At 68.7% G+C, this 19,065-nt stretch carries 17 protein-coding genes and 1 pseudogene; 8 read left to right on the forward strand and 10 right to left on the reverse strand.

All coding sequences use genetic code 11. The annotated features are described in order from the left end of the window. Nucleotides 1-93 precede the first annotated feature (93 nt). The 3 genes and pseudogenes from FBQ73_RS23525 to FBQ73_RS13190 all read left to right on the forward strand — a co-directional run. Nucleotides 94-279: pseudogene (locus tag FBQ73_RS23525) on the forward strand (SH3 domain-containing protein); the annotation flags it as partial. A gap of 1,062 nt (nt 280-1,341) precedes the next feature. Continuing rightward, nucleotides 1,342-1,812, forward strand: a complete 471-nt coding sequence (locus FBQ73_RS23205; RefSeq protein ID WP_246089690.1) for a hypothetical protein — start codon at nt 1,342-1,344, stop codon at nt 1,810-1,812. Nucleotides 1,813-1,951: 139 nt separating this feature from the next. Then, on the forward strand, nt 1,952-3,328 hold the full coding sequence (locus FBQ73_RS13190) for a glutamate--tRNA ligase (RefSeq protein WP_138399949.1): 1,377 nt from the start codon (nt 1,952-1,954) through the stop codon (nt 3,326-3,328). 262 nt (nt 3,329-3,590) lie between these two features. Here FBQ73_RS13190 and FBQ73_RS13195 read toward each other — a convergent pair whose 3' ends face one another. Both FBQ73_RS13195 and FBQ73_RS13200 read right to left on the reverse strand, forming a co-directional pair. After that, complete coding sequence (locus FBQ73_RS13195; RefSeq protein ID WP_138399950.1) at nt 3,591-4,781, reverse strand: DUF2865 domain-containing protein; 1,191 nt, start codon at nt 4,779-4,781, stop codon at nt 3,591-3,593. A 132-nt stretch (nt 4,782-4,913) separates the two neighbouring features. Further along, entirely contained in the window at nt 4,914-6,002 is a 1,089-nt protein-coding gene (locus tag FBQ73_RS13200) for a TRAP transporter substrate-binding protein (RefSeq protein ID WP_170218897.1), read from the reverse strand. Between the two features lie 297 nt (nt 6,003-6,299). Here FBQ73_RS13200 and FBQ73_RS13205 point away from each other — a divergent pair, with 297 nt between their 5' ends. Beyond that, nucleotides 6,300-6,857: a CreA family protein gene (locus FBQ73_RS13205; RefSeq protein WP_138399952.1), complete on the forward strand. Its 558-nt coding sequence runs from the start codon at nt 6,300-6,302 to the stop codon at nt 6,855-6,857. 47 nt (nt 6,858-6,904) lie between these two features. On the opposite strand, the gene FBQ73_RS13210 is transcribed toward FBQ73_RS13205, so the two are convergent. Further along, nucleotides 6,905-7,213: a hypothetical protein gene (locus FBQ73_RS13210; RefSeq protein WP_138399953.1), complete on the reverse strand. Its 309-nt coding sequence runs from the start codon at nt 7,211-7,213 to the stop codon at nt 6,905-6,907. Nucleotides 7,214-7,698: 485 nt separating this feature from the next. Here FBQ73_RS13210 and cysS point away from each other — a divergent pair, with 485 nt between their 5' ends. From cysS to cimA, 3 genes are read left to right on the forward strand one after another with little or no spacing between them, the layout of a single operon-like run. Further along, on the forward strand, nt 7,699-9,087 hold the full coding sequence (gene cysS, locus FBQ73_RS13215; RefSeq protein ID WP_138399954.1) for a cysteine--tRNA ligase: 1,389 nt from the start codon (nt 7,699-7,701) through the stop codon (nt 9,085-9,087). Next, complete coding sequence (locus FBQ73_RS13220; RefSeq protein ID WP_138399955.1) at nt 9,084-9,578, forward strand: GNAT family N-acetyltransferase; 495 nt, start codon at nt 9,084-9,086, stop codon at nt 9,576-9,578. Before cysS ends, FBQ73_RS13220 begins: the two co-directional genes overlap by 4 nt. Then, complete coding sequence (gene cimA, locus FBQ73_RS13225) at nt 9,575-11,188, forward strand: citramalate synthase (RefSeq protein WP_138399956.1); 1,614 nt, start codon at nt 9,575-9,577, stop codon at nt 11,186-11,188. Before FBQ73_RS13220 ends, cimA begins: the two co-directional genes overlap by 4 nt. Nucleotides 11,189-11,198: 10 nt before the next feature. Here cimA and FBQ73_RS13230 read toward each other — a convergent pair whose 3' ends face one another. Together FBQ73_RS13230 and FBQ73_RS13235 are read right to left on the reverse strand one after the other, a co-directional pair. Then, on the reverse strand, nt 11,199-12,374 hold the full coding sequence (locus tag FBQ73_RS13230; protein WP_138399957.1) for a CaiB/BaiF CoA transferase family protein: 1,176 nt from the start codon (nt 12,372-12,374) through the stop codon (nt 11,199-11,201). 237 nt (nt 12,375-12,611) lie between these two features. Continuing rightward, nucleotides 12,612-13,820 (reverse strand): acyl-CoA dehydrogenase, encoded by a 1,209-nt coding sequence (locus tag FBQ73_RS13235; protein WP_138399958.1) that lies wholly within the window; start codon nt 13,818-13,820, stop codon nt 12,612-12,614. A 130-nt stretch (nt 13,821-13,950) separates the two neighbouring features. On the opposite strand from FBQ73_RS13235, the gene FBQ73_RS13240 reads away from it, so the two are divergent. Next, nucleotides 13,951-14,631, forward strand: a complete 681-nt coding sequence (locus FBQ73_RS13240) for a TetR/AcrR family transcriptional regulator (RefSeq protein WP_246089691.1) — start codon at nt 13,951-13,953, stop codon at nt 14,629-14,631. Nucleotides 14,632-14,702: 71 nt separating this feature from the next. Here the strand turns inward: FBQ73_RS13240 and FBQ73_RS13245 are convergent, their stop codons facing one another. From FBQ73_RS13245 to FBQ73_RS13265, 5 genes are all read right to left on the reverse strand, one after another. Further along, nucleotides 14,703-15,770, reverse strand: a complete 1,068-nt coding sequence (locus tag FBQ73_RS13245; RefSeq protein ID WP_138399960.1) for a CobW family GTP-binding protein — start codon at nt 15,768-15,770, stop codon at nt 14,703-14,705. A gap of 74 nt (nt 15,771-15,844) precedes the next feature. Then, on the reverse strand, nt 15,845-16,843 hold the full coding sequence (locus FBQ73_RS13250; RefSeq protein WP_138399961.1) for a metal ABC transporter substrate-binding protein: 999 nt from the start codon (nt 16,841-16,843) through the stop codon (nt 15,845-15,847). Nucleotides 16,844-16,855: 12 nt separating this feature from the next. Next, nucleotides 16,856-17,728: a metal ABC transporter permease gene (locus FBQ73_RS13255; protein ID WP_138399962.1), complete on the reverse strand. Its 873-nt coding sequence runs from the start codon at nt 17,726-17,728 to the stop codon at nt 16,856-16,858. A 241-nt stretch (nt 17,729-17,969) separates the two neighbouring features. Next, complete coding sequence (aztA, locus tag FBQ73_RS13260) at nt 17,970-18,710, reverse strand: zinc ABC transporter ATP-binding protein AztA (protein WP_138399963.1); 741 nt, start codon at nt 18,708-18,710, stop codon at nt 17,970-17,972. Further along, on the reverse strand, nt 18,707-18,979 hold the full coding sequence (locus FBQ73_RS13265; protein WP_138399964.1) for a hypothetical protein: 273 nt from the start codon (nt 18,977-18,979) through the stop codon (nt 18,707-18,709). The genes aztA and FBQ73_RS13265 overlap by 4 nt, the downstream gene beginning before the upstream one ends. Between the last annotated feature and the right edge of the window lie 86 nt (nt 18,980-19,065).

Consider the following 19,065-nt stretch of genomic DNA (forward strand, 5'->3'; position numbering starts at 1 on the left):
CTAAGTGCATCGACTCTCTATCGAGTCGAATGGGAGTGATCCATGAGGGTGCTCAGACTGGCAGGCTGGGTCGCGGGCCTGGCGATGGCAGGGATGGTGTCGGCGGCCGAGGCGGCGCCGGGCTTTTCCACCGCGAATGTGAATATCCGCACCGGCCCGGACACCGAATTCCCCAGCCTGGGTGTCATTCCCGAAGGCTCGCCGCTCGAAATCGAGGGCTGCCTGGAGGATGAATCCTGGTGCGACGTGATCTGGCAGGATTACCGCGGCTGGGTTTACAGCGAATATCTTGGCTCCGAAGTGCAGGGGCGAACCGCCGTGCTTCCCGACTGGGGCGTGGCGGCCATCGGCGTGCCTGTTGTGGCCTTCGCCGCCTCGCAATACTGGAACCAGTATTATGTGGGCCGGCCCTATTATGTGAACCAGCCTTGGTATGCCGACCGCTACCGTTGGGAAGGCTATGCACCCCGGCCGCGTCCCGGCTGGTATGCCCCGCCTCCGGGGCCGCGCCAGCCCGGCTGGTGGCGCAACAATTATATCGCCCCTCCCGGCATGCAGCCGCCCCCGTCCGTCACCCCCATGCCCCCGCCCGGCTGGAACCGTCCCGGTGGACCGGGCGGCCCCGGCTATCCTGGCGGTCCCGGCCGTCCGGGTGAGCCCGGTTATCCTGGCGGTCCCGGTCAGCCAGTTGGTCCCGGCCGTCCTGGTGTGCCCGGCCAGCCTCCGGGCCAGCCCGGCACGCCTCCCGGCCAGCCCGGTGGTCCCGGTCAACCCGGTCAGCCGGGTGGTCCTGGCCGTCCCGGTGTGCCCGGCCAGCCTCCGGGCCAGCCCGGTACTCCTCCGGGTCAGCCCGGTGGTCCCGGTCAGCCTGGCCAGCCGGGTGGTCCCGGCCGTCCTGGTGTGCCCGGCCAGCCTCCGGGCCAGCCCGGCACGCCTCCCGGCCAGCCCGGTGGTCCCGGTCAACCCGGTCAGCCGGGTGGTCCCGGCCGTCCCGGTGTCCCCGGCCAGCCTCCGGGCCAGCCCGGCACGCCTCCGGGCCAGCCCGGCACGCCTCCCGGCCAGCCCGGTGGTCCCGGTCAACCCGGTCAGCCGGGTGGTCCTGGCCGTCCCAGTGTGCCCGGCCAGCCTCCGGGCCAGCCCGGCACGACTCCCGGCCAGCCCGGTGGTCCCGGTCAGCCCGGTGGGCCCGGTCAGCCCGGTCAGCCGGGTGGTCCCGGCCGTCCTGGTGTGCCCGGCCAGCCTCCGGGCCAGCCCGGTCAGCAGGGTAGTCCCGGTCGTCCCGGCGGTCCCGGGCCGAATGGCTTGCCTAACCGCCCGCCGTCGCCGCAGGAGCGCCAGCAGTTGCAGCAGCAACAGCGCCAGCAGATCCAGCAGCAGCAGTTGCAGCAGCGTCAGCAACAGCAGATCCAGCAGCGCCAGCAACAGCAGCAGCGCCAGCAGGAGCAGATCCAGCAGCGCCAGCAGCAGATGCAACAGCGTCAGCAGGAGCAGGGTCAGCAGCGTCAGCAACAGCAACAGCGCCAGCAGGAGCAGATCCAGCAGCGCCAGCAGCAGATGCAACGCCAGCAGGAACAGCGCCAGCAACGTCCGCCGGAGCAGTACCAGCAGCGTCCGCCTCAGCAGCAGCGCCAGGAGCGTCCGCCGCAGCAGTACCAGCAGCAGCGTCCGCCGCAGCAGCAGGGCCAGCCGCAACGCCAACCCCAGGGGCAGCCTCAGGCTCAGCCGCAGCGCCAGCCCCAGGCTCAGCCGCAGCGGTCCCCGGGCGGCGGACGGCCGGACTGCCGCGGGCCGGACTGCCCGCCGCCGCGCTGAACCAGCAACTCCGCTGAACCAATTGAAGCCCGGCCATCACGGCCGGGCTTCTTTCTTTCAGGCGCAGGCCGAGGGCCGATCTCCCCTCCAAGCTATCCTGCCCATCGACGGATGGGCCGCGGCGGGCTATGGGCTCCCCATGTCCCGCTCCGCGTCGTCCCGCTCCGCTCCATCCCGTCCCGTCCTGCGCTTCGCGCCGTCGCCCACGGGTCTCATCCATGTGGGCAATGCCCGCACCGCCCTCATCAACGCGCTGCTCGCCCGGCGCGCCGGCGGCACCTTCATCCTGCGCTTCGACGACACCGACACCGCCCGCTCCCGCGCGGAATATGCCGACGCCATCGCGACGGACCTCGCGTGGCTGGGCATCGCCCCCGACCGCACCTTCCGCCAGTCGGACCGCATCGCCGACTATGAGGCCGCTGCCGAGCGCCTGAAGGCGGCCGGGCGGCTCTATCCCGCCTACGAGAGCGAGGATGAGCTGGAGCTGAAGCGCAGGCTGCAGCGGGCGCGCGGCCTGCCTCCGGTCTATGATCGCGCGGCGCTGGCGCTCACCGAGGCCGACCGTGCCCGGCTGGAGGCCGAGGGCCACCGCCCGCACTGGCGCTTCCGCCTCGACCATCGCGTCGTGACCTGGGATGACGGCGTGCGCGGGCCGCAGCAGGTGGATACGGCGAGCCTGTCCGATCCGGTCCTGGTGCGCGCCGACGGCAGCTTCCTCTACACGCTGCCCTCGGTGGTGGACGACCTCGCCATGGGCGTCACTGATGTGGTGCGGGGCGAGGACCATGTGACCAATACGGCGGTCCAGATCGAGATTTTCGAGGCGTTGGGCGGACCGGCGCCGCGCTTCGCCCACCACAACCTGCTCACCCTGCCGTCGGGCGAAGGGCTGTCGAAGCGGCTCGGCCACCTCTCGCTCTCGGCGCTGCGCGAGGCCGGGCACGAGGCATTGGCGGTTGCGGCGGCGGCCGTCCTGGTGGGCACCTCCCATGCGGTGGAGGCGGTGGAGAGCCTCGACGCGCTGGCAGGCATGGTGGACCTTGGCCACATCTCCCGCGCCCCGGCCCGCTTCGATCCGGACGACCTGGCCCAGCTTACCGCCCGCACCCTGCACATGATGCCCTTCGCCACGGTCGCTCCTCGACTTGCTGCGGCGGGTATCGGCGGCGGCGAACCGTTCTGGCTGGCGGTGCGGGGCAATCTCACGCTGTTCCCGGAGGCTGCGGATTGGTGGGCGCTGGTGTCCCAGCCCGCCGCCGGCGTCGTGGCGGAGGCCGATCGCGCCTTCCTCGGCGAAGCGGCGGCCCTGCTGCCGCCGGAGCCTTGGGATGGGCAGACCTACGCGAACTGGATCAAGGCGGTGAAAGCGGCGAGCGGGCGTTCGGGCAAGACGCTTTTCCACCCGCTACGGCTCGCCCTGACTGGGCTGGAGAAGGGGCCGGAGCTTGCCGCTTTGCTGCCGTTGATGGGCCGCGCGCGGGTGGCGGGACGGCTGGGCGGCGAGGTGGCGTAGGCCGGATCCGCTCGGGCCAATCATGCTGACGGGGGCGAGCCCGAGGGGCGTGGAGCGGCTCGGATCCCGGTTGGAAATTCAAGAAGGCATACTCGCAATCACCCACCGTCATGCCCGGGCTTGTCCCGGGCACCCACGTCGTTCAACTCGCACACACCTCTCAAGACTGGTCCAAGCCCAACCGCGTTGATGGCGGGACAAGCCCGGCCATGACGGTGCTCGTGCGTCTTCGAAGGCTGCAAGCGTCGATCTGAGGTGCCGCCTATTGCGCGGTACCTTGTCCCGCGCCCTGCGGGCTCTGCTGGTTCTGGGCGTTCTGGGAGCGCGGCAGCGGGATGATGCGCACCTTGCGCTGGCCCGGCTGCTCGGAGGCCGGGGCGAGCGGGGCAGCGGCGGTGGCGGCCACGGGGCCGCCGGCTTCCGCTGCCGGGTCGGTGACCGGCTGGCGCTGCGCATTCTTGCCCTTGGCGTTAGAGGCCGGGTCGTTGAACTTCGGCTGCGACATCTCGCGGGCCTGCTCCTCGGTCACGAGGATGTCGCCCTTGCGCAGGGTGGTCTCGTCCTCGAGCCCGGCGAGGGCCTGTGCCCAGGACTGGCCGGCGGGCTTGCAGGTGCAGGACGACACCAGCTCCTTGCGATAGCGCAGCGCGTTGGGCAGCGACATGTAGGACTGCCCGGAAATGCTCACCGCCGACTTGATGTCACCGCTGTAGGTGAAGAGCTGCGCCTCCGAGCCCGGGCACAGCCGCTTGCACAGCTGGTCGTCCTGCGCGTAGCGGCTGGAGTTGGTGGAGTTCGCCATGGGGAAGAAATAACCGTCGCAGGTGCGCACGCACACGGTACGGGAGGAATACTGCTTCGGCTGGTCCAGCGGGATAGTGGCGAGGTCCGGCGTGCTTTCCTCTTCCTGCGCGCTCTGGGGCGTGCCGAAGATGGCCTCGAAGAAGTTGCGCGGCTTCTGCGGCTCGGCGGGGCGCCGCGACGCCTGCACGGCGGCGGTGTATTGCGGGCCGCAATTGTTCTGTGCGAGGGCGAGGATCAGCGCCCGGCGCTGGCCGCTCTGGTCCGATCCGCCGCGCTCAACGCCGGCGAGCTGGGAGCGGATGCGCGACACCTGGTCGTCGATCTGGTCGCACTGGGGCGGGCGCGGCGGGCCCTGGAAGATGAAGAAGCCGCGCGGGGCATCGCAGCCCATGCCGCGGGCCTGGGAGGTGAGCCGGTCGAGGTCGCCCCGCAGCTTCGCCGCCTGCTGCTGCTGGGCGGCGGCGCCGTTGGCGCCCCGGTCGAGAGACGTTAGCGAGGATTCGAGCTGCATGCACGCCGGGCTGCCGGCCTGGGCCAGCGCCTGCGAGGCGCCACCTGCCGCCGTTCCGGCCAGGACGAGCCCGAACACGATCTTGCGGGCCACATGGCGGATCGTACCGCCGACGCCCTTGCCTCGCTCAGACCCCATCCTCACCTTCTCGACTCTCGCTTCGCCGCCCAATCCGCGACCGGACCTCTATAGCCTGACACCGGACGTGAATGGTGACGAAACTATGGCTTCATCACGGTCCGTCAGGTGCCCGCCGCCCCCTCGCGCGCCTCAGCTCTTGCCGCGGTTGCGGATGTTGAAGGTGTCGTAGGCGTATTCGGCGATCTGCCACCACACCAGCTGGTCGGCGCGGATGGCGTTCATGGAATCCAGCGCCTGCTTGAAGGCGGGATTGACGGCGGCGATCTCGTTGTAGAGCTCGAACGCCGCCTTGTGGCCGGCCTCCATGATGGAGGCCGGGAAGGGCCGCAGCTCCACGCCCTGCTGCACCAGCCGGCGCAGGGCAGGCGGGTTCACCGAATCGTACTTCGCCAGCATCCAGTTGTTGGCGGCTTCCGCGGCGTTGCGGACGATGGCCTGGTAGTGCTTCGGCAGGGCGTCCCACTGCTTGTCGTTGATGACGAGGTGCATCATGGCCCCGCCCTCCCACCAGCCGGGGTAGTAGTAATATTTGGCCACCTTCACGAGGCCGAGCTTCTCGTCGTCATAAGGGCCGACGAACTCGGCAGCGTCGATGGTGCCGCGTTCGAGGGCGGCATAAACGTCCCCCGGCACGATCTGCTGCGGCACCACGCCGAGCTTGGCCAGAACCTGGCCGCCGATGCCGCCGATGCGGAACTTCAGGCCCTTGAGATCACCTACGCCGGTCAGCTCCTTGCGGAAGAATCCGCCCATCTGGCACCCCGAATTGCCCATGGGCATGGAGGTGACATTGTACTTGGCCAGCACGCCGTTGATGATCTGCTCGCCGCCGCCGAAGAACCACCAGGAATGCTGCTGGCGCGAGTTGAAGCCGAACGGCACGCCAGTGCCGAAGGCCAACGCCGGGTCCTTGCCGGTGTAGAAATAGGTGGCGGTCTGCGCGCATTCCACCGAGCCGGTGGAGACCGCATCCAGCGCCTGCAGGCCCGGCACCAGCTCCCCCGCCGGGAAGGTCTGGATCTGGAACCGCCCATCGGTGGCCTCGGACACGTAGCGCGCGAAGGTCTGTGCGGTGCCGTAGATGGTGTCGAGCGAGCGGGGGAAGGAGGAGGTCAGGCGCCACTTCACCTCGGGCTGGCTCTGGGCAAGGGCCGGAGCTGCGAGCGCGCCGGTGGCGAGCGCGGTGGCGGAGGCGCCAATGAAGTGCCGGCGCTTGATGTCCATGTGGTGCTCCTCGGGCCTTTTCTTGTCGGGCGCTGCCATTGCGACAGCCGTTTGGTGTCTTGCCTGCGCGCGGTCCGGACCGCGCGGCGCTTATGCGGCCCCCTCTGCATCGGACGCAGACCGGGGCCGCTGGTATCGATGGGGCGACAGGGGTGTCATGGCCGCGCCTCCGCGTCAATCGCGAGCCGGCGCAGGAGCGCGGGTAGCGCTTTTATCGGGCTCCAGTCGCCGATCACCTTTTCCTGAGCGGGACTTTCCCCATATCAGGAGCGACAACCCGCGGGAGCTTTCATGACCGTTGCGAACCGTCCGAGCCGCGTGAGCCGCCTTGCGAACCACGCCCGCTGCGCCGCCTTGCTGTTCGCGGCGCTGCTGGTGCCGGCCCTGTCGGCGCCGGCGATGGCCCAGGAGCCGAACCTCATCTTCAAGAAGTCCACCGTCTGGAAGTTCCTGACCCCGGACGACAAGCTCGCGGTCTACGGCATCGACGATCCGGTGGTGGACGGCGTCGCCTGCCACTACACCACGCCGGAGAAGGGCGGGCTGAAGGGCATGGTGGGCGTGGCGGAAGAGGTGTCCGACATCTCGCTGGCGTGCCGGCAGGTGGGACCCATCTCCTTTAAGAGTAAGTTCGAGCAGGGCGACGTGGTGTTCCGCGAGGGCCGCTCCTTCTTCTTCAAGCGGATGCAGATCGTGCGCGGCTGCGATACCAAGCGCAACGTGCTGGTTTACCTCGTCTATTCGGACAAGTTGATCGACGGCAGCCCGAAGAATTCGACCTCCACCGTGCCCATCATGCCGTGGGGCGGCGGCGCGGACGTGCTCAAGTGCGCCGACTTCCTGAAGTGAGCCGCCCCGGACCCGCCGGGGCCTGCCGATAACGGCGGCTGCGCCTCTCAGCGCGAGCAGGTGATGGCCACCGCCTCGGGGCACAGGGGGCCGGTGCAGGCGGCGGCCGGCGCGGCGCGCACAGGGGTGAGGGCGGTTTCGGCGACGCGGCCGAAATCGATGGCGCGGCTGTAGTCGTGAGACTGGCACCAGGCGACCGCCATGCGCTCGCCGCACGGCGCGCCGGCAGCCAGGCACCGGTCGATGCCGTAGCCGTCGGAATTGTCGATGATGAAGATGCGGGTGTCGGCCTCGGCCAAAGCGGTCAGGGACAGGGTCGCCACTGCTGCGACGACCAGCGTACGGATGCTTTGCATGAGCGGGAAACGGCCTTTTTGATCAGCGCCGCGGCGGTGTTCCGGACCCTTTGCCCCTCGCCGGGGCCGGGCGCGGAGGGGCGGAGATGCCTCCACCCATGCGCCGCCGGGGCGCTCTCGCGGGGCAGGGGATAGGCCCCCGGCCCCCGCATGGTCAAGCGTGGCCATATAACGAAGTGCGGAGCGCCGGCCGCGCGGCGGGCGAAAGACCCAGGCGGCGCAAGGGGTCGCGGGCTGGCGCGCCGGCGGTGCATAGCTGTCCTGCCGCACCGACGCGAAAGCTCTTGACGACCGCCCCCGCCCGAACCATTGTCCCGCGCCATGAACGGTCGGTTTGCCATCACCTGCGCCATCGCGGCGATTATTTGCGGTTAGCCGAAAAGCTGGCCGTGGCCGTCCCTTGCTGCTCCCTTAAGACTTAAGGATCTGGACGCCCCGGCCGGTGCACCGGCACGGCGCACGTGCGCCATTCGGGGGAACGATCCATGGAGCTCAGGCTCTACAATACCTTGACCCGTTCGAAGGACACGCTGCGTCCGCTCGATCCCGCCAACGTGCGCATGTATGTGTGCGGGCCCACCGTCTACGACCACGCGCATATCGGCAATGCGCGGCCGGTGATCGTGTTCGACGTGCTGTTCCGCCTGCTGCGCCGCCTCTACGGCGAAGACCACGTCAAATACGTCCGCAACATCACCGACGTGGACGACAAGATCAACGCCCGCGCCGCCGAGCGCGGCGTAACCATCCGCGATCTCACCGAAGAGACCTACCGCTGGTTCCGCGAGGATACCGCCGCGCTCAACTGCCTGCGGCCCACCGTCGAGCCGCGCGCCACCGAGCACATCGCCGAGATGCGCACCCTCATCGAGAGCCTGGTCGCCTCGGGCCACGCCTATGTGGCCGAAGAGCATGTGCTGTTCCACGTGCCCTCCATGCCGGACTATGGCCGCCTCTCCCGCCGCCCGCTGGACGAGATGGTGGCCGGCGCCCGCGTGGATGTGGCGCCCTACAAGCGCGACCCCATGGACTTCGTGCTGTGGAAGCCGAGCGTTCCCGGCGTTCCCGGATGGCCCTCGCCCTGCGGCATCGCCACCCCCGGCCGCCCCGGCTGGCATATCGAATGCTCGGCCATGAGTTGGAAGCACCTGGGCGAGACCTTCGACATCCATGGCGGCGGCATCGACCTCGTGTTCCCGCACCATGAGAACGAGATCGCCCAGTCGCGCTGCGCGTTCCATACCGGCGTGATGGCGCAAATGTGGATGCACAACGGCTTCCTGATGCTGGAAGGCGAGAAGATGTCGAAGTCGCTCGGCAACTTTGTCACCATCCGCGAGCTGCTGGCCGAATGGCCGGGCGAGGTGCTGCGCCTCGCCATGCTCTCCACCCATTATCGCCAGCCCATCAACTGGACCCGCCAGGGCCTCGGCTTCGCCGCCAAGACCCTGGACAAGTGGTACCGCATCATCGGCGAGGTGGAGGCCGAGACCGGTGAGGGCAACCCCTTCGAGATCGAGACCGCCGACCGGCTCGCCGACGACCTCAATACGCCGTCCGTCATCACCCACCTGCACCATCTCGCCGAAGTGGCGGAGCACGAGGAGACCTCCTCCGCCCTGCGCCGGCGCTTCAAGGGCGCGGCCAACCTGCTCGGCCTGCTGGGTGATACCGAAAGCGGGTGGCGCGCCCGGCAGAAGGAGGCCATCGCTCTGGATGAGGGGGTGATCGCCGGCCTCATCGCCGATCGCCTCGCCGCCCGCAAGGCGAAGGACTTCAAGCGCGCCGACCAGATCCGCGAGGAGCTGGCCGCGCAGGGTGTGGTGCTGATGGACAACAAGGACGGAACCACCAGCTGGGAGGTCTCGCGATGACCGCCGCCAAGCTATCGCTGCGCCCCTATCTGGCGGCCGATGCGCCGGTGCTGACCGCCCTGTTCCGCGCCTCCATCGCCGAGCTGACCGGCGAGGATTACGACGAGGAGCAGCAGGAGGCCTGGAGCGCGGCAGCCGACGACGAGGACGCCTTCGCCGCGCGCCTTGCCGGTGCGCTCACCCTGGTGGCCCTGCGCGACGGGGCGCAGGTGGGCTTCGTGTCGCTGAAGGACAATGCCCACATCGATTTGCTTTATGTGGCGCCGGACGCCGCCGGCACCGGCGTTGCCCGCGCCCTGTGCGATGCCGCCGAGACGCTGGCCAAGGGTCGCGGCACCCTGAAGCTGACGGTGGACGCCAGCGATACCGCCCTCGGCTTCTTCCAGCACCGCGGCTATGAGGCCCACCGCCGCAACATGGTGCCGCTGGCCGACACCTGGCTGGGCAACACCTCCATGGCCAAGACCCTCGGCGAGGGGACAGGGCGATGACCACCTCCCAGCCCGGCGCCCGCGAGCGCCTCTACCTCTTCGACACCACCCTGCGCGACGGGGCGCAGACCAACGGGGTGGACTTCACCGTCGCCGACAAGCTCAGGGTGCTGGCGCTGCTCGACCAGCTTGGGGTGGACTATGTGGAGGCCGGCTATCCCGGCGCCAACCCCACGGACACGCAGCTGTTTTCGCAGGAGCATCCGGCGCGGGCGCGGGTCACCGCCTTCGGCATGACCAAGCGGCCCGGCCGCTCCGCCGCCAACGATCCCGGCATCGCCGCGCTGATAGCGGCCAAGGCGGATGCCATCTGCTTCGTCGCCAAGGCCTCCGCCTACCAGGTGCGGGTGGCGCTGGAGACGACGAAGGAGGAGAACCTCGCCTCCATCCGCGAGAGCGTCCAGGCCGCCGTGGCGGCGGGGCGCGAGGCGCTGGTGGATTGCGAGCACTTCTTCGACGGCTTCAAGGAAAACAAGGACTTCGCCCTCGCCTGCGCCCGCACGGCCTACGAGGCCGGCGCCCGCTGGGTGGTGCTGTGCGACACCAATGGCGGCACCTTGCCCCATGAGGTGGAGGCCATCGTTTCCGAGCTGGTGAAGGTGGTGCCAGGGGACCATGTGGGCATCCACGCCCATAACGACACCGAGCAGGCGGTGGCCAATTCTCTGGCGGCGGTAAGGGCCGGGGCGCGGCAGATCCAGGGCACGCTCAACGGGCTCGGCGAGCGTTGCGGCAATGCGAACCTGTGCTCCATCATCCCGACATTGCTGTTGAAGTCGGACTATTCGGCACACTTCGACATCGGCGTCTCGCGCGCCGCGCTGGCCGACATCGCCAACGTGTCCCGCACGCTGGATGAGATGCTGAACCGGGCGCCGGATCGCCACGCCCCCTACGTGGGCGAGAGCGCGTTCGCCACCAAGGCCGGCATCCATGCCTCAGCCATCCTGAAGGACCCGGCCACCTACGAGCACGTGCCCCCGGAGGCGGTGGGCAACCGGCGCAAGCTGCTGGTGTCCGACCAGGCCGGCAAGTCCAACGTGCTCGCCGAGCTGGAGCGGCTCGGTGTCCCGGTGGAGAAGACCGACCCGCGCATCGCCCGCCTGCTGGACGAGGTGAAGACCCGCGAGGCGCTCGGCTACGCCTACGAGGCGGCGGACGCCTCCTTCGCCCTTTTGGCGCGGCGCATCCTCGGCAGCGTGCCGGACTTCTTCGACGTGGAGCGCTTCAGCGTGAACGTGGAGCGGCGCTTCAATTCCAAGGGCGAGATGAGCACCGTGGCCGAGGCCATCGTGAAGGTGAAGGTGGGGGAGGAAGTGCTGATCTCCGCCGCTGAAGGCAATGGTCCGGTGAACGCCCTCGACGTGGCGCTGCGCAAGGACCTCGGCAGGTACCAGCCCTTCATCGCCGGCCTGCACCTCACCGACTACCGGGTGCGGGTGCTGAACGGCGGCACCGAGGCGGTGACCCGCGTGCTCATCGAGAGCGCCGACGAGACCGGCGAGCGCTGGACCACCGTTGGCGTCTCCCCCAACATCATCGACGCCTCGTTCGAGGCGCTGATCGATTCCATCACCTGGAAGCTGCTGAAGGAAGGCGCGACGGCCTGAGGGCCGGCGCTCAGCCCTTCGCCAGCGCCGCCAGCGCCTTGAGCACGGCTTCGGTGTCCGCCCCGAGGCGCGGGCTGGCGGTCTTCGCCACCTGCCGCTCGCCGTCGAGAACGATGGGGCTTGCCACCGCCGGGATGGTGCCGCCGCCCGCCTCGTTCAGGTCCACGCGCAGGCCGCGGGCCTTCACCTGCGGATCGTCAAACACCTGCGCCACCGTGTTGATGGGGCCGGCGGGCACGCCCTTCGCCTCAAGCGCTGCGAGCAGGTCGTCGCGCTTGAAGGCGGCGGTCAGCGCCGAGAGCTGCGGCACCAGCGCGGCGCGGTGAGCGACGCGTTCGGGATTGGTGCCGTAGTTGGCCTCCCGCGCCAGCTCCGGCGCGCCGAGCACGGCGCAGAAGCGGGCGAACTGGCCGTCATTGCCCACGGCGGCGATGAAATAGCCGTCGGCGCAGGGGAAGACCTGATAGGGCACGATATTGGGATGGGCGTTGCCCATGCGCTTGGGCGCCTTGCCGGAGGTGAGGTAGTTCATGGCCTGGTTGGCCAGCACGCCCACCTGGGTGTCGAGCAGCGCCATGTCCACATGGCCACCGGTGCCTGTCTCTTCCCGCCGGCGCAGGGCGGCGAGGATGCCCACGGTGGCATAGAGGCCGGTGAAGATGTCGGCAAACGCCACCCCCACCTTCTGCGGCTCCCCGTCCGGTGCGCCGGTGAGGTCCATGATGCCGCCCATGCCCTGCACCAGGAAGTCGTAGCCGGCGCGCGGCGCATAGGGGCCGTCCTGGCCGAAGCCGGTGACCGAGCAATAGACGAGGCGCGGGTTCTCCGCCCTCAGGCTCGCATAGTCGAGGCCGTATTTCTTCAGCCCACCGACCTTGAAATTCTCAATGACCACATCGCTCTGGCGGGCCAGCGCGCGGATGGTCTCCTGCCCCTGCGGGCTCTCGAAATCCACCGCCACCGAGCGCTTGCCGCGATTGGTGGCATGGAAATAGGCGGCGCCGAGATCGGCCCCGTCCGCGCCGGTCAGGAAGGGCGGGCCCCAGGTGCGGGTGTCGTCGCCGCCGCCGGGGCGCTCCACCTTTATCACCTCGGCGCCGAGATCGGCGAGCAACTGCCCGCACCAGGGGCCTGCGAGGATGCGGGCAAGTTCAAGGACGCGAAGGCCGGCGAGGGGAGGGGACATGGCGGGGCTCGCTTCTACCGGCCGGCGTTTCAACGCCATCGTCATGGCCGAGGTTGATCCGGAGGTCGGCTGTTGCCTGCTCCGGGTTATGTCTGAGTTTGAAAGGACTGCTGCTCCGCCCGGTCACGCTGCTGAACCCTCTCCCGCGTGCGGGGGAGGGGCCGACGGCGCTTCATTTCAAACTTCGGGTCAAGCCCGGGCATGACGGCGGTTCTGGAGGGGGAGACCTCCCCCTCCTCAGAAGAACGCCTGGATGCCGGTGATGCCGCGGCCGAGGATCAGCGCATGGATGTCGTGCGTGCCCTCATAGGTGTTCACGGTCTCAAGGTTCGCCGCGTGGCGGATGACGTGGAATTCGGCGGAGATGCCGTTGCCGCCGTGCATGTCGCGGGCGGTGCGGGCGATGTCCAGCGCCTTGCCGCAATTGTTGCGCTTGATGAAGGAGATGGTCTCCGGCGGCAGCCGGCCCTCCTCGAACAGCCGGCCGACGCGCAGGCAGGCCTGCAGGCCGAAGGCGATGTCGGTGGCCATGTCCGCCAGCTTCTTCTGCACCAGCTGGGTGGCGGCCAGCGGCTTGCCGAACTGCTTGCGGTCCAGCGTGTATTGCCGCGCCTGGGCGAAGCAGGCTTCCGCCGCGCCCATGGCGCCCCAGCCGATGCCATAGCGCGCCCGGTTGAGGCAGCCGAACGGGCCGGCAAGGCCCGTGGCGTTGGGCAGCAGGTTCTCTTCCGGGATCTCCACGTCCTCCAGCACGATCTCGCCGGTGATGGAGGCGCGCAGCGAGAGCTTGCCCTCGATCTTGGGGGTGGAGAAGCCCTTCATGCCGCGCTCCACCACGAAGCCGCGGATGGCGTTGTCGTGCGCCGCCGACTTCGCCCACACCACCGCGAGATCTGCGATGGGGGAATTGGTGATCCACATCTTGGCGCCGTTGAGGCGATAGCCGCCGTCGATCTTCTCGGCGTGGGTGCGCATGCCGGCGGGATCGGAGCCGGCATCCGGCTCGGTGAGGCCGAAGCAGCCGATCCACTCGCCGGTGGCGAGCTTGGGCAAATACTTCTGGCGCTGCACCTCGGTGCCGTAAGCATAGATGGGGTGCATGACGAGGGAGGACTGCACGCTCATGGCCGAGCGGTAGCCGCTGTCCACCCGCTCCACCTCGCGGGCGGCGAGGCCGTAGGACACATAGCCGAGACCGGCACCGCCATACTCTGCCGGGATGGTGGGGCCGAGCAGGCCCAGCTCACCCATCTCGTTCATGATCTCGCGGTCGAACCGCTCCTCCAGATAGGCGGAAGTGACGCGGGGCAGCAGCTTTTCCTGCGCATAGTCGCGCGCCGTGTCGCGCACCATCCGCTCGTCTTCTGTGAGCTGGCCGTTGAGGTCGAAAGGGTCGGTCCAGTCGAACACGGGCTTGGAGGTGGCGGCGGACGAAGGGGCGGCCATGGAGCGTGTCTCCCGCTGTGGACCCGGCCTGGCGGCGCGGGCTCCATTTACATTCCATCCAGTCGGTATATAATTATGCGGCGTCAGTCAAGGGAGCGGACCGCTGCAGGATGAACTGAAAAAAGTGCCGGTGGCAGAGACCGCACCGGAGACCGCGCCCTTGCCGCCCCGCCGTCGCGGTCGCCCGCCCAAGGTCGCGGCGCCTGGGGGGGGCGCCGCGCGGCTGGGCCGGCCGCCGCTCATGGCGGACCCGCGCGCGGAAATCCTGCGCCAGGCGGCGCAGCTCTTCGCGCAGAAGGGCTATGTGGAAAGCTCGCTCAACGAGCTGGCCGCCGCCATGAACTATTCGAAGGGCGCCATCTATAATTACTTCTCCTCCAAGCAGGAGATTTACGACGCCATCATCATCTTCACCCTGACCGGCCTGTATGAGACCGCCGCCAAGGCCGTGAACGAGGCCGATCCACCGGTGGAGCGCCTTAGGCAGTTCATGATGGCGCACGCCCGTTTCCTGGCCGACAATTACGATTGCTTCGTCACCATGCTGGTGGGCTTCTCCGGCATGGCCAACAGCGGGTTGAAGGACGATGCGTTGGCCCTGCGCGATGCCCATGAGGGCCTGCTGCGGCGGATCCTCCAGGACGGCGTGGCGGACGGTTCGTTCCGGGAGGTGAGCGCCGCCATGACCGGCCGCGCGGTGCTGTCGCTGCTGAGCTGGATGGTGCGCTGGTTCAAGCCCGACGGCGGCAAGTCCGCCGAGGAGGTGGCGCAGGAATATCACGACCTGCTGGTGCGCGGCCTGATGGCGTGAGGGTGCGCTGAAATGAAGAAGGCCCGCGGGGATGCCGCGGGCCTTGTTGCGTTCTGGAACCGTGCGGCCGATCACGCCGCGCAGGAGAGGAAGCCGTCTTCCAGCGCCTGGCGATCGAGCTTGCGACCGATGAAGACGATGCGGCTCACGCGCTTCTCGTCGGCCTTCCACGGGCGCTGGTGATCGCCGTCGAGGATCATGTGCACGCCCTGGAACACGAAGCGGTCCGGGTCACCCGCGAACGACAGGATGCCCTTGGAGCGCAGGATGTTCGGACCCTCGGTGGCCACCAGATTCTGCACCCAGGGGAAGAATTTGTCCGGGTTCAGCTCTTTCTCGGTGGAGAAGGCGACCGACTGCACCTCCTCGTCGTGCACCGCCTTCAGGCCGTGGTGATGGTGATCGTGCGCATGATCATGGCCGTGATCATGGTCGCAGCCGCAGTCCGGCCCGTGCTCATGGTCATGATGGTGGTGATCGTCGTCCTCGAGGAAGGCGGGCTCCAGCTCCAGGATGCGGTCGAGGTCGAAGGCGCCCTGGTTCAGCACCTTGGCGATGTCGATCTCGGACTTGGTGGTGCGGTAGAGCTTGGCATAGGGGTTGATGCCGCGGATGCGGGCTTCCACCTCGTCCAGCTCCGCGCCGGTGACGAGATCGGTCTTGTTGAGCAGGATCACGTCGGCGAAGGCCACCTGGTTCTTGGCCTCGGGCGCGTCCTTCAGCCGGTCGGACAGCCACTTGGCGTCGGCCACGGTGACCACGGCGTCGAGGCGGGTCTTGGCCTGTACTTCCTCGTCCACGAAGAAGGTCTGGGCCACCGGGGCCGGGTCGGCAAGGCCGGTGGTCTCCACGATGATGCCGTCGAAGCCGCCCTTGCGGCGCAGCAGGCCGTCGATGACGCGGATGAGGTCGCCCCGCACGGTGCAGCAGATGCAGCCGTTGTTCATCTCGAACACTTCCTCGTCGGCGCCCACCACGAGGTCGTTGTCGATGCCGATCTCGCCGAACTCATTGACGATGACAGCGAATTTCTTGCCGTGGGGCTGCGAGAGGATGCGGTTGAGCAGCGTCGTCTTGCCGGCACCCAGATAGCCGGTGAGCACGGTGACGGGGATCTTCTCGGCCTGCGTTTCAGCCATGGCATTCACCTGATGTCAGGCGGCGGCCGGAAGGCACTCCGGCCGCCGCGATTGGATACCTTTAACTCCGGCGCTCAGCTTGCCAGGGCGGCGGAAAGCTCGCGCACGTTGGAGTGCATCATGTCGATGTAGGTGCTCGCCGGGCCTTTGTCATCGGAGAGGGCGTCGGAATAGAGCGTGCCGCCCACCTTGGCGCTGGTTTCCTTGGCGATGCGCTGCATCAGGCGCGGGTCGGTGATATTCTCCACGAACACGGCCGGGATCTTCTGCGCCTTGATCTGGCGGATGATGCGCGCCACGTCCTTGGCCGAGGCCTCGCTCTCGGTGGAGACGCCCTCGGGCGCCACCAGCACCACGCCATAGGCCTCGCCGAAATAGCCGAAGGCGTCGTGGGAGGTGATGATGCGGCGCTGCTCCGCCGGGATGCGGGCGAGAGCTGCCTTCACCTCGGTCTCCAGGGCGTCGAGCTTGGCGGTATAGGCAGCCGCGTTGGCGGTGTAGGTGTCGCGGCCGTCCGGATCGGCGGCGATCAGGCCGTCGCGCACGTTGGCCACATAGACCTTGGCGTTGGCGATGGACTGCCAGGCGTGGGGATCGATGCCGCCGTGGTCGTGGCCGCCCTCTTCCTTGGCGTGGTCGTGCTTGTCCTTGTCCTTGCCCTTCGGCTTCTCGTCCTCGTCATGGTCGACGAAGCCGGTGCGCGGGGTGATGCCCTTGGTGGCGACCACGATGGGCGCCTTGGTGCCGGACGCCTTGATGAGGCGGTCGAGCCAGCCCTCGAAGCCGAGGCCGTTCACGAACACCACCTTGGCGGCGGCGACCGCCTTCGCGTCGGCGGGGGTGGGCTGGTAGACGTGGGCATCGCCATTGGGGCCGACGATGGTGGTGACGGCCACGCGGTCGCCACCCACCTGCTTCACGAAATCCCCGAGGATGGAGAAGGACGCCACCACCGGCAGCTTCTGGGCGGGGGTGGCAGCGCCCTGGGCGAAGGCCGGACCCGCCACCATGGCGAAGCCGCTGGCGAGGCTGGCCGCAAGGCCGGCCGCGAGGACAAGACGTCTGTTGAGCATCAGGTTTTCCCTTCAGGCTTCGAGATGGCGGCCTGGCACGAGGCGGGCGGCAAGCCCGCCGATGGGGCCGAAAACCACGGCACCGGCATAAGCGAGCCCGGCCACCAGGATGATGGAAGGGCCGGACGGCGTGCCGAGGTGGTAGGAGACCAGGAGGCCGATGGCCCCGGCGGCGAAGGCGATGATCGTGGAGAGCGTCACCAGCGCGGTGAGGTCGCGCACGAAGAAGCGCGCGGTGGCGGCGGGCAGCATCATCAGCCCCACCGAGAGCAGGGTGCCGAGCGCATGGAAGCCGCCCACCAGGTTCATCACCACCAGCGCCAAGAAGGCGATGTGGCTCACCCCGCCTGCGCGGCTCACCGAGGCGAGGAAGGTGGGGTCCACACATTCCAGCACCAGCGGCCGCCAGATGAAGGCCAAAGTCACCAGCGTCAGCGTAGTGATGGAGGCGATGAGGATCAGCGTTGCGTCGTCGATGCCAAGCACGGTGCCGAACAGCACGTGCAGCAGGTCCACGTTCGACCCCTTCAGCGACACGATGAGCACGCCCAGCGCCAGCGAGATCAGGTAGAAGGCCGCGAGCGAGGCGTCTTCCTTCATGCCGGTGGCCCGCGCTACCACGCCGGCCCCCACCGCCACCAGAAGGCCCGCCGCCAGTCCGCCGGCCGTCATGGCGTAGAGGTTCAGGCCGGCGAACAGGAAGCCGATGGCGGCGCCAGGCAGGATGGCGTGGGCCATGGCGTCCCCGGTCAGCGACATGCGCCGGAGCATGAGGAAGGCGCCCATAGGCCCGGCCCCCAGCGCCAGCGCGAACACGCCGGCCAGGGCCCGCCGCATGAATTCGAACTCCGAGAACGGAGCGATGAGCACGTCGTAAGGGTTCATTCTCGTCTCTGTCGGGGCCACGGCCGAGGCGGTGGCGGGGCATCGCACGCGCGTGCCGGGAGGGCAGAAGTGTCAGGCGCGCGGCGATGGCTCGCCGCGATCGCGATGGGCATGGTCCCTTTGCTTGGCCGGGAGGCCGAGGGTCCGGTTGGGGGCTGAAACCGGACCGGGGGTTGGACAGCCTTTTTCCCGGCTCCCGGCCAAGCAAAAGGACGGAGATAAACGTGCGGTTCGGGCGCGGTCAGGCCGCGTCGGAACAGACCGGGGCGTCTTCCCGCCAGGCTTCGCCCATGCGGCGCGCCTTCAGGAGATTCTCGGACCCCAGCGCTTCCGATGTCGGTCCCCAGGCCACCGGGATCTTGGCCAGAAGCAGGGTCTCGGGGAACGTCGCGCGGACCAGGTCGAAATCGTGCAGCACCGCGATCACCGTGCGCTTCTCGCCGTGCCAGCGCCGCACCAGATCCACAAGATCGGCAACGGTCTTGGCGTCGAGAGCGGTGAAGGGCTCGTCCAGAAGGATCACGCGGGCGTCCTGCAGCAGCAGGCGGGCGAACAGGGTGCGCTGCATCTGCCCGCCGGACAGCGTGCCGATGGGGCGCGCCTCGAAGCCCTCCAGGCCCACCGCCGCGATGGCATCGGAGATGCGTTGGCGATCGGCGCGGCCGATGCCGCCGAACAGGCCGGCGCGCCGCCACAGGCCCATGGACACCATGTCGTAGACATTGATGGGGAAGCTGCGGTCGATCTCGGCGCCCTGCGGCAGATAGGCGATGTCGCGCGGGGAGACGCCGTGCAGGTCGATGGAACCGCCGAGCGGCTTCAGCGCGCCGCAGATGCCCTTCAGCAGGGTGGATTTGCCGGCGCCGTTGGAACCGCAAACGGCGAGCAACGCTCCTTCCCGCACATCGCCCGACAGGTGATGGACCGCGGGGTGGCGCTCATAGCCGAGGGTCAGGTTGCGGAAGGAGATCTGCGCGGTCATGGCTCGCTCCCCACCACGAGGGAGACGACGGTCCACAACATCGCCAGCAGCGTGCCGGCGATGGCGAGGCGGGCGAGAAGGGAGAGGCGCAGCACCGAGATGCCGATGCGCACATCCGGCCGGCGTGAGGTCGGCCGCGCGTGATCCGCATGGGAATGGCCCGCACGGACATGATCCGCATGGGCGTGGCCGGACTGCTCGTCATGCCCATGCACCGGGTTCGGCGCGGGGGGCGCGACAGCGGCATCGACGGCGGAGGAAAGGGCCATGGAACCTGCCGGAAAGTGGTTCAACGGCGTTCTTGATATAGTGTATCAGTCGCCCTGTCCAGCAGGTCTCACGCGTTCGTGCCTTG

The organism is Xanthobacter autotrophicus, from assembly GCF_005871085.1.
Taxonomy (GTDB): domain Bacteria; phylum Pseudomonadota; class Alphaproteobacteria; order Rhizobiales; family Xanthobacteraceae; genus Xanthobacter; species Xanthobacter autotrophicus.